This window comes from Acinetobacter sp. SW-226, assembly GCF_055632855.1.
On record NZ_CM145752.1, the window covers coordinates 1,774,274 to 1,789,004 of the forward strand.

Below are 14,731 nucleotides of genomic sequence, written 5' to 3' on the forward strand. Positions count from 1 at the left end.
GACTTTCCAAAAGTGAGGAAGTCCCCGAAATGCGACTTTGCAGTGGCTATTTCGGTTCCAAGGGTAATTAAGCGCTAGCGCGACGACGCTCAACTTCAGTTGATGGGGCAGCTGCTTGGTCTTTCACAAGTTCAACATTGAATTGAATGTGTTTGAATGGACCAGTTAAACCACGGCGCGCAATTTCAGCTTCATCGGTAATATCGACAGCAGTAGCCACTAAGCCTTCACGGGTTGCAAATGCAAAGTCATCCCACAGGTATTGGTCACCCTCAATGTTGAATTGAGTGGTTAACTTGCGGTAGCCTGGCGCAGATACAAAGTAATGTACGTGCGAAGGGCGGTTACCGTGACGGCCTAACTTGTTCAATACAAATTGAGTTGTTCCTTCTGGTGGGCAACCGTAACCGACAGGCATCGTGGTGAGAGCAACGTATTTACCATCTTGGTCGCTAATGATTGAACGACGTAGATTGAAGTCTGATTGTGACTTATCGAAGAAAGAGTAGTTGCCTAAGCTATTGGCATGCCAAACTTCAACTTTTGCACCTTCAATAATCTGACCATCAGTATCAGTCACTGTCCCTTCAATAATTAAAGTCGGAATTTTGCCTTCTTCAGAACCATCATCCATACGTGCAAAACCAACTGATTCAGGTGCGCCAGCTACATATAAAGGACCTTCGATAGTACGTGGTGTTCCGCCTGTAATGCCTGCTTTGGCATCGGCTTCGTCTGCACGTAAGTCGAGGTAGTGCTCAAGGCCAAGCCCCGCTGCAAGTAACCCGAGTTCGTTGGCTTGGCCTGCATCCGTAAAGTATTCTAGGCCTTTCCAAACTTCAGTTTGACTCAAATCTAAGTCTTCAATTGCTTGGAATAAGTCACCCAATAGGCGAACTACAATTTGTTGAGTACGTGCGTCTACAGGGCCTGTTGCTGTATCCACATTCATTGTTTTGACTAGTGCATCAATCTGTTGACGATTCATACTATTGCTCCTTAAGTATGTTTGCTGTGTGGTGGCTGGCTTTATGAATAGGTTGAAAAGCTAGCTGCCACGCTCCTTGTTAATTTCTTTCACTGGATTACTCATTACGTTCCAGTGATTAAACTGCATTAAATCTTTTTAAATTAGCGATCATCTTCGCGAATAGACGATGGATGTCGGTTCAAAGGCATCACTTCAATGTTCATATACGGGTACAGGGGTAAACCTTGCAAAATGTTGTGTAGCTCTTCATTGCTGTCTACATCAAAAATACTGATGTTTGAGTACTGACCTGTAATGCGCCAAATATGTCGCCATTTGCCCTGAGCTTGTAGCTCTTGCGAATATGCTTTTTCGACTGCTTTAATTTCACTGGCAGTTTCAGCAGGCATATCCAGTGGAATGTTTACATCCATACGTACAGTGAAAAAGCATGTGTAACTCCTAAACGGTTAAGACGTCGCTTAAGCGCGGCGCAGCTGATCAATCTTGTTTTCATCCAACTCAATACCGAGTCCTTTGCCTTGGGGTAGATGTAAGGCGAAGTCAGTGTATTGAAGTGGGGTTTTTAAAATATCTTGGGTTAACAACAGTGGGCCGAATAACTCGGTGCCATAAGCTAAATTTTCAAAGGTCGAAAACAAATGTGCCGAAGCAATCGTGCCGACTGCACCTTCAAGCATGGTGCCGCCGTATAGGTCAATTCCTGCTAAGTTGGCAATCTTCGCGACTTCATGACCTTCGATTAGTCCACCAGACTGCGCCACTTTGACTGCAAAAACAGAGGCCGCATTAGTTTTGGCTAAACGGTAGGCTGAGCTCGGCCCCATGAGCGATTCATCTGCCATAATGGCAAGATCAAAACGTCGTGTTAAACGCTGCATCGCATCAATGTTGTCGATTGCACAGGGTTGTTCAATCAGGTCAACACCACCATTTTGTAGGAGTTGAATGCCTTTAATCGCATCTAGCTCAGACCATGCACGGTTCACATCAACACGGATAGAAATGTCTGAACCCAATGCTTGTTTAATTGCAAGAACATGTTCAACATCTTCTTCTACACGACGTGAGCCAATTTTAAGTTTGAAAATATTGTGGCGTTTCGCCTCAATCATTTTTTGAGCTTCAGCAATATCTTTTTCAGTATCACCAGATGCCAACACCCAGAGCACAGATAAGCTGTCACGTAAACGCCCGCCCAACACTTCAGAAAGGGGTAAATCTAAACGTTGTGCTTGGATGTCGAGTAGAGCCGTTTGAATTGCACATTTGGCAAAACGGTTACCATTAATGTTCTTTTTCAAAGCACGCATGGTTTGTGCGATGTTTGGAGCTTTAAGGGACTTCAATAAAGGTGCAAAATAAGTTTCAATATTGGTCTTAATACTTTCAGGGCTTTCTTCACCGTAGCCCAGTCCGCCAATCGTTGTTGCTTCACCCCAGCCGACAAAGCCATCTTCAGTGCTAATTTTCACCAAAACAAGCGTTTGCGTTTGCATAGTCGCTACCGCCATTTTGTGCGGGCGAATAGTGGGGATTTCGACGAGTAAGGTTTCTATAGATTTATACATCTTAACTCTGCGCAGCCTTGCGTTGTGTACCTGATGTGATATACCTTAAAAGAATAAATATGAACTGTCGAAGATCAAATTAGCATTTTAATATATCTTAAAGGTATCAAAGGTCATGGAATTGAGACACCTCCGCTACTATGTAGCTGTTGTAGAAGAGCAGAGCTTTACCAAAGCTGCTGAAAAACTATTCATTGCACAGCCTCCTTTAAGCCGCCAGATACAAAATCTAGAGGCTGAATTGGGAGTGCAATTATTTGAACGTGGTAGCCGCCCACTCAAGACCACAGAAGCAGGGCAATTCTTCTATCAACATGCGGTTAAACTTTTGTCTAATGCCGAAGAAGTAAAAACCATGACTCAGCGGGTGGGTTTGGTGGAAAAAACGGTAACGATGGGCTTTGTGGGTTCTTTGTTATATGGGTTATTGCCTAAAATTGTGTATTTATTTCGCCAGCAACAGCCGCATTTAAAAATAGAATTGATTGAAATGAGTACCAAAGACCAAATTCAAGCCTTAAAAGAAGGGCGTATTGATGTTGGTTTTGGACGTTTACGCATTTCCGATCCTGCTGTGCGTCGGGTTTTACTGCGTGAAGAACCATTGATGTTAGCGGCACATTCTAGTCACCCTTTAACGGCACACAAGCAGGGGGTCTACCTGTCTGACTTGGTTGATGAAAACTTATTTCTTTATCCAAGTCATCCCAAGCCAAATTTTTCGACTCAGGTACAAAGTCTATTTTCAGAATATGGGCTCGAACCGAAACATTTAAAAGAGGTTCGTGAAATACAGTTAGCACTGGGTTTGGTCGCCGCTGGAGAAGGGATTTGTGTAGTTCCAGAAAGTGCAAGAACCATTCAACTCCCGCATTTGAACTACATTCCAATCTTAGATGATGCGGCAAGAAGCCCAATTTTTCTTGCGATTCGCTCTATGGATGAAAGTGAGGATATTCGCTCGCTATTTGATTGTATTTATCAGGTTTATGACCTCGAAGCGATCAAATATGACCGTGCTTTTATTTAAAATTTGAGTTTCAAATTTAACTGTTAAAACTATGCATATATTTAAAAATATGTGATTTAAGCCATCTAAGCAGGTGGCTTTTTTTATGGCATTTTGTCGGCCAAAGAAGATTATTTCTAACCGATTTATTCTCAATCATTTATATATATATTTAATTATAAACAATAAAATGGGTAACCGACCTTAAAGGTATAAATATAGAGTTATTCGGTTTTGGACAAGAAAGTCACTTTTACTGCAATGTGCACAGCAACAGAACATTCGCAAGCAGGAGGCTTAAAGTGAATACAAATCCAGTTAATATCAACACGGTGGTCGATGAAGCCAAATTTACGCCCTTTCATTGGAGTGTGCTCATTTGGTGTCTACTGATTATTATTTTTGATGGTTACGATTTAGTCATCTACGGTGTGGCATTGCCACTTCTGATGCAAGAGTGGGGACTCAGTGCAGTACAAGCAGGTTTACTTGCGAGTACAGCATTGTTTGGCATGATGTTCGGTGCGATGAGCTTTGGTACGTTGTCTGACAAATTGGGCCGTAAAAAGACCATTATGATTTGTGTGGCTATTTTTAGTGGTTTCACTTTTCTAGGCGCATTTGCAAGCAATCCTATTGAGTTTGGTATTTTACGTTTTCTTGCGGGACTTGGCATTGGGGGAGTGATGCCAAACGTGGTCGCGCTCATGACTGAATATGCCCCAAAGCGCATTCGTAGCACACTTGTTGCGGTTATGTTCAGTGGTTATGCCATTGGCGGGATGACCTCAGCTTTATTGGGTGCATGGTTGGTAACAGACTATGGTTGGAAAATCATGTTCTATATCGCCATCATTCCATTTCTGGCTTTACCGATTCTTTGGAAGTTTTTACCTGAATCTTTAATGTTCCTGACTAAAAAAGGCGAAACTGAAAAAGTCCGTGAAATTGTGCGAAAAATTTCACCTGAACAAGACATTCAACCAGAGACCACTTTTAAATTGAATGATGCGGTTGCAGGTGATGATGCACCATTAAAAGCATTGTTCCAACAAGGTCGAACTTTTAGCACCATGATGTTTTGGGTGGCATTCTTTATGTGCCTGCTCATGGTCTATGCGCTTGGAAGCTGGTTACCAAAACTCATGATTCAAGCAGGCTATTCGCTTGGTGCAAGTATGATTTTCTTATTTGCTTTAAATATTGGCGGTATGGTTGGCGCAATTGGCGGTGGTGCTTTGGCAGACCGTTTCCACTTAAAACCAGTTTTAACAACGATGTTCACCGTGGGTGCTATTGCACTGATTCTACTTGGCTTCAATAGCCCGCAAATGGTGCTGTATACCTTGATTGCGATTGCAGGCGCAGCGACTATTGGCTCACAAATTCTACTCTATACCTTTGTTGCACAATTCTATCCAACTGCGGTGCGCTCTACAGGTATGGGCTGGGCTTCAGGCATAGGACGGATTGGCGCAATTGTCGGACCTGTACTGACAGGTGCACTGTTAACTTTTGAATTGCCACATCAAATGAATTTTCTCGTGATTGCGATACCTGGTGTGATTGCGGCTTTAGCAGTGTTTATGGTGAATTTAAAAGTATCTGTTGATGGTGAAAAAGCTAAATCAAAACAAGTATTTGATGCAGTTAAATCCACCGCCAATTAAATAATATTGAACCCATGAGTCTAGTGCATTAGTAGTAGGCTCATGTTAAAAACTGAACGAACTGTTAGAATCAATATGCTTTTTTATAAGTTGTTTTTAACGCAGTTTTAATGCGATAAAAGATTAATTTTAAAGTATTAAAAAAATTGCATTGCGTTGAATAACAGCAGTGAAAAAGAGATCCAAAATATTAAGAGTAAAAGTCAGGACAGACTTATATACACAGGACCCGTGTTAAATGAAACAATTTAAGAAGAATGCTTTAGTTGTCACACTATCTATGTTCAGTAGCGCTGCATTACATGCGCAAAGCAATACTACGACAGAAGTTGAACAACTGAGAAATGAAGTAAATGCGTTAAGACAAATGCTTCAACAGTACACTCAGCAACAACAGCAGCAAGCTGTTCAACTGAGTGCTGTTGAGCGACAAGTGTCAACAGCGCCTAAGACGGTTGAAAAAACGGGTTTGGGTTTAACCAAAGGTGGGGCAGAGTTCAATTTATACGGTAATGTTCGTATGGACGCATCGTATCAGGCTGAAGGTGGTGCTCGTGATATGCCCTATAATCAGATCAATAGTGTGCCTTTAGAGGGTAATGCTGAAAATAGCGATCGTTTAAGATCAACACTTTCAGCAACACGATTAGGTTTGGATTTTAAGGCACCCATGGCCGATCAGAACTTAAACGCTAAAATTGAGGTTGACTTTTTAGGCGGTACAAACCTTGATAATTTACGTATTCGTCATGCGTATTTAAATTATGGGAACTGGTTAATTGGTCAAACCTGGTCAAACTTTGCAACCCCAGACTATATCCCTGAAACGATTGATGCTTTGGCTTATGTGGGTGCTTCAATTAAACGTACCCCTCAAGTGCGTTATACTCATAAATTCACGCCAAATACCAACTTAGTTGCAGCCGTGGAAGATCCGAAAGATAGCAGCATTAGCCAACGTATGCCTGCATTTACCGGTCGGCTGAACCATAAGTTTAATGATGCATTATCAGTCAGTGGACGTGCAATGGCGCATGAAAAACGCATTCAAAATGAAGAAAAGTGGGCGTATGGCGTAGGTGTTGGTGCCAAATTTGACATCTCTCCGGTCACTTCGGTAAAAGCCGATTATTATCATGTCAAAGGCGATAGCAGCTTTGTATCCTTTACCAACTCGGGTGTTGTTTCAACGGGTACAAGTATTGAACAAAGTGAGTTTGACTCAATTACTGTCGGTTTAACGCAGAAGTTTAATGACAAGTTACGCGGTACGTTAGCTTATGGTTATATGACTTTTGATAAAAATCAGGACTATCTTGATGCTGTCGCTGATGATACCAAAATCAATAAAAACTTATGGCAGGTATGGGGGAATTTATTCTATAGCCCTGTTCAGCCTGTTAGTCTTGGGATTGAGTATGTCTACGGTGAGCGTGAGGCGTTTGCACCTGCGGCAAATGGCAGTAAGAAAGGTGAAGACAACCGTGTGAACTTGGTTGCGATTTATAACTTTTAGTCTTTGACGTGAAACTTCGCGCATAAGAACTGAAGGAATAACCCTTCAGTTCTTATTTTTTTTATTCAATGTTTCGGTTTTTAAGCGGCTAATAACTGTTTAGCTGCAATACGATGTTCAGCTTGTAAGCGTTCTAAATCTACCGAGACTAGGTTTTGATTTTTTACGATCCATTGACCTTTGATCATTACATGTTCTGCTCGATCAGCGCCACAAAGCAATAGTGCAGCAAGTGGATCATGTGCACCTGAAAAACGAAGTTCATCTAGACTATAAAAAGCAAGATCTGCCTGATAGCCAACAGCAATTTGCCCTAAATGCTGTTCACGCCCCAACAGTTGTGCTGACCCTTTTGTTGCCCAGCCAAGAGCTAGCTCAGGCGTGATGGTTTCGGCACCATATTTTAAACGCTGTAAATACATAGCTTGACGCGTCTCAAGTATCAAATTAGAAGCATCGCCAGAAGCAGAACCATCCACACCAAGTCCAATAGGAACACCTGCTTGTATGAGCTCAAAGGTTGGGCAAATACCTGAAGCTAAACGCATATTAGAATGCGGACAATGACAAATTCCGACATGGGCTTGTCCTAAGCGTGTAATTTCCTCGGCATTAAAATGAATACCGTGAGCCAGCCATGTTCTGCTATTGAGCCAGCCTACGCTTTCTAAATAATCAACGGTTCGCATACCAAACATATGCATGCAAAAGTTTTCTTCGTCAAGGGTTTCTGCTAAATGGGTATGTAGACGAACGTCGTAAAAATCCGCCAGTTTAGCGCTTTCGCGCATAATATCTTGTGTCACAGAAAAAGGAGAGCAAGGTGCAAGTGCAATATTCACCATGGCGTCTTCACTACGCTGATGATAGCGCTGAACCAGACGCTCAGAGTCTTTTAAAATAGTATCTATTTCTTGAACAGTATGTTGTGGTGGTAAACCACCTGCATCTGAGCCTAAGCTCATTGAACCGCGAGTGAGCATAACTCGTAAACCAATTTGTTGTGCAGCTTGTACTTGAATATCAATCGCGTCAGTTAATTGTTCTGGAAATAAATAATGGTGGTCGGCTGCGAAGGTACAACCTGAAAGCACAAGTTCTGCCAAAGCTACTTGTGTCGCTAAATGCAGTTGCTCTGGATTAAGCTTGGCCCAAACTGGATAAAGGGTTTTCAGCCAAGGAAAAAGTGGCGCATTTACAACAGGAGCCCAAGCCCGAGTTAGAGTTTGATAAAAATGATGATGGCTATTAATAAGCCCTGGCGTAATGACAAGATTTTTGGCATCAAATATTTCTTCAAAGGGTTGAGTAGGGTTGGCTCCTAGAGCAATCAGCTCAGTGATTTTCCCATCTGAAATCAGTAGTCCCCCGCGCGCATCAAATGCATTTGCAGTATAAATAGCCATTGGGTTTTTAATCCATATTGAAGCCATAGATCAACCTAAATATTTTATTTGATAGAACTACAGCAACTTTTATACCAAGCTTATAATTTATCAACACAAAAAATTAGAGCAGCGTCATACTGTTTTTGACTTTCTCCATTTGCTCAACTAAATGCTTAATCATGACCTGAGAAATGCGTGAAATTTGTCTTTTAGGCGCAACACAAAGTGCAATAGTGAGAGGATATAGACCCTTTTCATGGATTGGGCTAAAAATTAGCTTTTCATTTTGGATGAGGGGATATGCATCAATATACGACAGTAAGCCAATGCCCAAATTACGTTTTAACAGTGATGTCAACATATGGATATCATTGCACTCTGTTTTCTGCGATGGCGTAAATTTATGGTGCTTATACAATGCGTTGGCATAGTCATGAATAATGAGTGGTGCGCACGGAATTAAATGCTTAAAGCTAACTGTATCTGAAAAATTGATTTTTGGGGCTTTAGCTAATGGATGTTGTTCGGACATGACAAATCCGAGTGGGATTTCGATAAATGCCAAAACATCTAGATGATGATGTTCTTTGGGATTCAGCAAAATACCAAAATCAATTTCGGCATTGGCAATCATTTTTGCAACTTGATCACTGTCTTGAATTTGAATATTAAAATTGATCCAAGGATATTGCTGGTAAATATACTCAATAGAGTCAAGTACGAAACCATCACTTAATGCTGAAATTAATCCTAACTCAATATTCCCTCGTGACAAGCCCTGAATTTCATCAAACCTGACTCGTGTCATTTGGAATTCTTTTTGCCACTTTAAAAGGTCAGCATATAACATTTCACCTGCAAGCGTGAGCTTTAGGCCATTGGGCAAGCGTTCAAATAATGGTACTCCCAGCTCTTCTTCAGCAAGAGCAATTTGGCGATGGACTGCAGACACTGAAATATAAAGTTGATCTGCGGCTTTTCTTAGACTTCCTGTTCTGGCAACAGCAATGAAATAGTCTGAAAAACGTGAAAATGGAGTGCTAATCGTCAAATGGATATACCCCAAGTATGTTTAAAAGCAAGGTAGAAAATGATTGAGCATTTTCCTAGACCGGAACAATCATAAGAATTAAGCGATTTCCATGCCAAAAACTGCAAAATCTCAGAGTTATGCGCTATGTGCAAACAAAAGGTGTTCTTATTTTTAGAATGAAATGTACGAAACATTCTAATAGACAGAATGTTATAAAAATCTTTATTTTTTAATCAAATACAACGGTTTTATCAACGAGGAAAAAATAGCTTGTTGATAGATAAATTGATGAAATAAAGAACCTTTTGTGAGTTAAATATGAATGCAATTCCAGTGCTTAATCTCTTTAGTCAACCGCATGGCAGCGACTTTGATCCAACGGATTGGAATATTTTAGCGCAGCATTGGTATCCAGTAGCGCGCATTCAGGATGTTACAGATAAACCGCAACAAGTCATTCTTTTAGACGTCAAGATGGCGTTGTATAAAACGGAAAGTGGCAGTATTCATTTAGTTCGAGATATCTGTCCACATCGAGGTGTACCTTTGACTAAAGGCTGGGTTAAAGGCGAAGACTTAGTCTGTCCATATCATGGCTTACACTACAATACTGATGGCAAGTGCGTCAAAATTCCTGCGCAACCTGAATTAACCCAAATTTCAGACCGTTTTTCTCTAACCAAATTTCCTGTGGTTCTAAGGTATGGTCTGATCTGGACCAGTTTATTTGGTCGCAATGAAACAGATGCGAATTTCCCAAATTTAGATACATGGGATCATGGTGAACATCAAGCAATTTTACCGCCATATGTAGATATCGGTGGTTCAAGTGGACGTCAACTTGAAGGTTTTATTGATGTCGCTCATTTTGCTTGGGTACATAGTGCTTCCTTTGCTGATGCCGATAATCCTGTGGTGCAAAAGTATTCAACAGTAAGAACAGACTATGGTTTACATACGGAATATGTCAGTGATGTCAGCAATTACCCACATGGCATGCAGCATTTAGCACCTGAAGGATTTTTATGGAAGCGGGTATTTGATGTTTATCCACCATTTTCAGCGATCCTGACCATATATTTCCCAGAAAACGGGGTGTTGAAAATTTTAAACGCCTGTTGCCCAGTCTCGCACAATAAAACCCGTTTATTTGTACCACTGACCCGTAACTTTGATACCACTGGAGACTTAGAAGCTGTTTACGCCTTTAATGCACAAATTTTTGCAGAAGATCAAGACATGGTTGAAAGCCAAAAACCAGAAGAACTACCACTTGATATTGGTATGGAGGCGCACTTTGAAGCAGACCGTTCTTCGACCACATATCGTCGTATTCTGGCGGAGTGGGGTTTAAGTAAGCGTTATATCGTTTAGTTTTTAGAAATGGAGTAGATCATTGTGAATCAGCCGAGCCATGAACAGATTATTCGATTTTTAAAGCTTTCAAATGATGTTGGAAGGCGTGCAATCAGTTTAGGGCACCACCCATTTGGTGCAGTATTGGTTGCACCTGACCATGAGACTGTCCTGTTAACTCAGTGCAATATTGACACTGTAAATCATGCAGAGTCGACCTTAGCACGTGTGGCTGCAACCAATTATCCACCAGAATATTTATGGAACTGCACACTATATACAGCTGTAGAGCCATGTTGCATGTGCTCAGGTACGATTTACTGGGCAAATATTGGACGCGTGGTTTATGCCATGACAGAGGAAAAACTTTTAGTGTGTACAGGTAATCATAATGAGAACCCAACCATGAATGTTTCTTCACAATATATATTTTCTCATGGGCAAAAAAATATTGATTTAATTGGTCCAATCCTTGAACTTGAAAAAGAAACAGTAGATCTACAAATGAGTTTTTGGGCCAATAGATAATATTATTATTTATTTAAATGTGGTTGATTGTCGATTTTTTATAATGCAATAATTTAGAGTTGATAATAATTTTTACTTGGTTAAATAATCTATGGTGGAACAGAAATGCATTTAAAACGAAGATTATTAAAAAGTGTTATGTTGTTTTGTGTCAGTGCTGGGACATGGATGAGTCATACCGTGTATGCACAGGATAAAGCCGCTTTTGTTTATTTAGGACCGACCAGTGATCATGGCTGGTCATATTCACATGACCAAGGGCGGATCAAAGCAGAAAAAATATTGGCAGGTAAATTTAAGACGTCTTATATCGAAAATGTACCCGAAACAGCCGATGCAGAACGGGTGATTCGTAATCTTGCACAACAAGGAAATAAAGTCATATTCGGAACGTCTTTTGGTTATATGAATGCTATGGAGAAAGTTGCGAGGCAATTTCCTAATACTGTATTTATGCATGCAACTGGCTATAAGCAAGCTAAGAACTTAGGGGTGTATGAGCTTAGAACTTATGAAGGGGCCTATTTGTTGGGCGTGCTAGCGGGACAGAAAACCAAGACTAATATCATTGGAGTTGTTGCGTCATTTCCTATTCCAGAAGTTGTTAGAAACATCAATGCATACACACTGGGTGCACAAAGTGTAAATCCAAAGGTGAGCACCAAAGTGATTTGGGCAAATACATGGTTTAATCCAGGAAAAGAGCGTGATGCTGCAATGGCACTCATTGCACAAAAAGCAGATGTGCTCATGCAAAACACAGACTCTCCTGCTGTTGTGCAAGCTGCACAGCAAAAAGGGGTGTATGCATTTGGTTGGAACTCAGACATGAGCAAATTTGGACCAAAAGCTCATTTGGCAGCAGCTGTATTACACTGGGAAAAAATTTATGAGCCAGTGATGAAACAGGTTCAGAATAAAACTTGGAAATCAACTGCTTATAAGTATGGCGTGAAACAAAATGCAGTGAATATTGAAAATTTTGGAGTAGCAGTTTCTACCGCTGAAAAAAATAAAGCGCTAGCAGTTCGAGACTCACTCAAAACAGGGGCAATTCACCCATTTTCAGGACCGTTGTATAAACAGGATGGCAGTTTAATTATAGCCAAAGGCAAAACGCTGACAGATGTAGAACTCAGCAAGATGAACTATTACGTCAGGGGTGTAGACGGCTCACTACCTAAATAAATAGTCATGACTAAATCGAAAAATAATCGCCTAGAGCTGTATGGCACACTCTGGGCTTTACACATGAGGGTTAAATATGAGTATTCCTGTTATAGATCTTCACTATGCTTTCCACCCAAATGCCAATCAGTTAGATGACATTGTGCGATCAATCCGAACGGCTGCAATGAGCTCAGGCTTTTTCTATGTGAAAAATCACTCGATAGATTTGGCTTTGGTGCAACGGCAGTTTGAACTTGCAAAGGAGCTTTTTGATTTACCTCAAAGTGTCAAAAAAAAGTATGACCAAAATAATAGTCCAAGTCATAGAGGTTTTGAGGAAATTGCAGCGCAAAAGCTCGACTTTACTGCTAAGGCCGACATTAAAGAAGGATTTTATTGTGGTAAGAACTATGCTCCAGATCATCCTTTTGTGGTCGCAAAATATCAAAATTATGGCTTAAATCAATGGCCGCATACGGAAGTGCCTGAAACTGAGGCGTTCTGCCAAGCATATATTGATGCCATGATGGGGCTCTCTGAGAGAATTATGCAGCTTTTGGCTTTATCATTAAATTTGCCAGAGCATTATTTTGATGAATGCTGTATAAATCCAATGGTAACACTAAGAATGCTACGCTATCCCGCTCATCCGAAAGATGCCGCTGCTGATACTTTTGGTGCAGGTGCGCACACAGATTGGGGTTCAATCACCATTTTAGCGCAAGATGATTTGGGCGGCTTAGAGGTCTGTATGCCTGATGGCGTTTGGGTTTCTGCACCACCGATTGCTGATACCTTTGTGGTGAATTTGGGTGATTTAATTCCAAGATGGACCAATGGCTTATATAAGTCCAATCCACATCGAGTTCGAAACTTATATTCAAATGGAAAGTCACGTTATTCCATTCCATTTTTCTATGGTCCGAGTTATTTCACACAAATTGATGCACTTCCTGGAACAATTCAGCAGGGAGAGCGCTCCAGTTACACATCATGTACGGCAGGAGAACATATGGAAGAGATGTATCAACGTTCGTTTGATGTAAAACCACAAGAAATTCCTGTTTATGAATAAAATCCTTACGTTCACTTTTTATTATAAAATTTATTTTATATAAATAATGACTGATGTGTATTTAAAATAAAAAACCACCATAAATAATGGTGGTTTTTTTATTTAATTGAAAAATTATTAAAATAATAAATATATTTATAGTGGTGCAGTTCTATTTTTCTAAATAGTTGGAACGAATATTGCTATTTATTAGAAAGAGGGTATGAAAGATCCATTTATATCGAGTCAATATATTTTTAGGTTAAAACCTAGGGAGCCGATGATGTCAAAATGTTTAGAAAATAAATTTTCGATGAAAAAAACAGCTATAAAAATAGTACTCACAAGTCTATTGGGGTTGATGGGGGCTACACAGGCATTTGCTGTAGATAAAGCTGCTTTTGTATATATTGGCCCGACCAGCGATCATGGTTGGACATATTCACATGATCAAGGACGAATAAAGGCGGAAAAAGCCTTGGCTGGAAAATATAAGACGTCTTATATCGAAAATGTACCCGAAACGGCTGATGCAGAACGTGTGATTCGTAATTTGGCACAACAAGGTAATAAAGTAATTTTTGCAACTTCTTTTGGCTATATGAATGCCATGGAAAAAGTGTCGAAACAGTTCCCTAATACTGTATTTATGCATGCAACTGGCTACAAACAGGGTAAAAACCTAGGGGTCTATGATGTGCGGACTTATGAAGGGGCGTATATGCTTGGAGTCGTCGCTGGTCAAAAAACCAAATCGAATGTGCTCGGTGTAGTTGCCTCGTTCCCAATCCCCGAAGTGGTGCGCAATATCAATGCTTACACATTGGGTGCACAAAGTGTTAATCCAAAAGTTAAAACGAAAGTCATTTGGGTGAACTCTTGGTTTAACCCAGGTAAAGAACGTGATGCTGCACTGGCCTTAATTTCACAAAAAGCAGATGTATTAATGCAAAACACTGACTCGCCAGCAGTTGTACAAGCGGCACAACAAAAGGGTGTTTTTGCCTTTGGCTGGGACTCTGATATGAGTAAATTTGGTCCTAAAGCACACTTGGCTGCATCGGTTTTGCATTGGGAAAAAATTTATACTCCAACCATGACTCAAGTGGCAAATAAAACATGGAAACCAAGTGCAACTTGGTATGGCGTCAAACAAAGTGCAGTCAATATTGAAAATTTTGGACCTTCTGTTCCTGCCAATGTTAAAGCCTCAGCACTCAAAGTACGTGATGACATTCATTCAGGCAAACTTCACCCATTTTCAGGACCGATTTATAAACAAGATGGCAGTTTGGTGATTGCCAAAGGAAAAACTTTAGATGATGCGACGCTGAGCAAAATGAACTATTACGTCAAAGGTGTAGAAGGTTCACTTCCGAAATAACGCATCGTTTGAGACGTCACGGTTTTGTCCATTTAGTACGATACGAGCTGAATGGACATTC

Annotated in this window: 13 protein-coding genes; 8 read left to right on the forward strand and 5 right to left on the reverse strand. The window is 40.6% G+C overall.

The window, feature by feature from the left end:
• Positions 1–67: 67 nt before the first annotated feature.
• The 3 genes from catA to ACZ8ZH_RS08575 all read right to left on the reverse strand — a co-directional run bounded on the left by catA (position 68) and on the right by ACZ8ZH_RS08575 (position 2,562).
• Positions 68–988: a catechol 1,2-dioxygenase gene (catA, locus tag ACZ8ZH_RS08565; RefSeq protein ID WP_119063935.1), complete on the reverse strand. Its 921-nt coding sequence runs from the start codon at positions 986–988 to the stop codon at positions 68–70.
• 143 nt (positions 989–1,131) lie between these two features.
• Positions 1,132–1,404: a muconolactone Delta-isomerase gene (gene catC, locus ACZ8ZH_RS08570; RefSeq protein WP_470247907.1), complete on the reverse strand. Its 273-nt coding sequence runs from the start codon at positions 1,402–1,404 to the stop codon at positions 1,132–1,134.
• Between the two features lie 48 nt (positions 1,405–1,452).
• A complete protein-coding gene (locus ACZ8ZH_RS08575; RefSeq protein WP_119063936.1) occupies positions 1,453–2,562 on the reverse strand; it encodes a muconate/chloromuconate family cycloisomerase in 1,110 nt (369 codons plus the stop codon).
• Between the two features lie 115 nt (positions 2,563–2,677).
• Here ACZ8ZH_RS08575 and ACZ8ZH_RS08580 point away from each other — a divergent pair, with 115 nt between their 5' ends.
• The 3 genes from ACZ8ZH_RS08580 to ACZ8ZH_RS08590 all read left to right on the forward strand — a co-directional run bounded on the left by ACZ8ZH_RS08580 (position 2,678) and on the right by ACZ8ZH_RS08590 (position 6,757).
• Entirely contained in the window at positions 2,678–3,592 is a 915-nt protein-coding gene (locus tag ACZ8ZH_RS08580) for a LysR family transcriptional regulator (protein ID WP_086210932.1), read from the forward strand.
• A gap of 281 nt (positions 3,593–3,873) precedes the next feature.
• Positions 3,874–5,241, forward strand: a complete 1,368-nt coding sequence (locus ACZ8ZH_RS08585) for an MFS transporter (protein ID WP_119063937.1) — start codon at positions 3,874–3,876, stop codon at positions 5,239–5,241.
• Between the two features lie 238 nt (positions 5,242–5,479).
• On the forward strand, positions 5,480–6,757 hold the full coding sequence (locus ACZ8ZH_RS08590; RefSeq protein WP_119063938.1) for a DcaP family trimeric outer membrane transporter: 1,278 nt from the start codon (positions 5,480–5,482) through the stop codon (positions 6,755–6,757).
• Between the two features lie 80 nt (positions 6,758–6,837).
• On the opposite strand, the gene ACZ8ZH_RS08595 is transcribed toward ACZ8ZH_RS08590, so the two are convergent.
• Both ACZ8ZH_RS08595 and ACZ8ZH_RS08600 read right to left on the reverse strand, forming a co-directional pair.
• Positions 6,838–8,190: an 8-oxoguanine deaminase gene (locus ACZ8ZH_RS08595; protein ID WP_110975462.1), complete on the reverse strand. Its 1,353-nt coding sequence runs from the start codon at positions 8,188–8,190 to the stop codon at positions 6,838–6,840.
• A gap of 76 nt (positions 8,191–8,266) precedes the next feature.
• Positions 8,267–9,190, reverse strand: coding sequence for a LysR family transcriptional regulator (locus tag ACZ8ZH_RS08600; RefSeq protein WP_119064045.1), 924 nt, complete (start codon positions 9,188–9,190; stop codon positions 8,267–8,269).
• Between the two features lie 306 nt (positions 9,191–9,496).
• Between ACZ8ZH_RS08600 and ACZ8ZH_RS08605 the strand changes: the two genes are divergently transcribed.
• The 5 genes from ACZ8ZH_RS08605 to ACZ8ZH_RS08625 all read left to right on the forward strand — a co-directional run bounded on the left by ACZ8ZH_RS08605 (position 9,497) and on the right by ACZ8ZH_RS08625 (position 14,670).
• On the forward strand, positions 9,497–10,552 hold the full coding sequence (locus ACZ8ZH_RS08605; RefSeq protein WP_119063939.1) for an aromatic ring-hydroxylating oxygenase subunit alpha: 1,056 nt from the start codon (positions 9,497–9,499) through the stop codon (positions 10,550–10,552).
• Between the two features lie 24 nt (positions 10,553–10,576).
• Positions 10,577–11,062 (forward strand): nucleoside deaminase, encoded by a 486-nt coding sequence (locus ACZ8ZH_RS08610; protein ID WP_086210927.1) that lies wholly within the window; start codon positions 10,577–10,579, stop codon positions 11,060–11,062.
• A gap of 138 nt (positions 11,063–11,200) precedes the next feature.
• Complete coding sequence (locus ACZ8ZH_RS08615) at positions 11,201–12,250, forward strand: BMP family ABC transporter substrate-binding protein (protein ID WP_228157007.1); 1,050 nt, start codon at positions 11,201–11,203, stop codon at positions 12,248–12,250.
• A gap of 76 nt (positions 12,251–12,326) precedes the next feature.
• Positions 12,327–13,307, forward strand: a complete 981-nt coding sequence (locus ACZ8ZH_RS08620) for an isopenicillin N synthase family dioxygenase (protein ID WP_119063940.1) — start codon at positions 12,327–12,329, stop codon at positions 13,305–13,307.
• Between the two features lie 340 nt (positions 13,308–13,647).
• On the forward strand, positions 13,648–14,670 hold the full coding sequence (locus tag ACZ8ZH_RS08625) for a BMP family ABC transporter substrate-binding protein (RefSeq protein ID WP_228199441.1): 1,023 nt from the start codon (positions 13,648–13,650) through the stop codon (positions 14,668–14,670).
• Positions 14,671–14,731 lie beyond the last annotated feature (61 nt).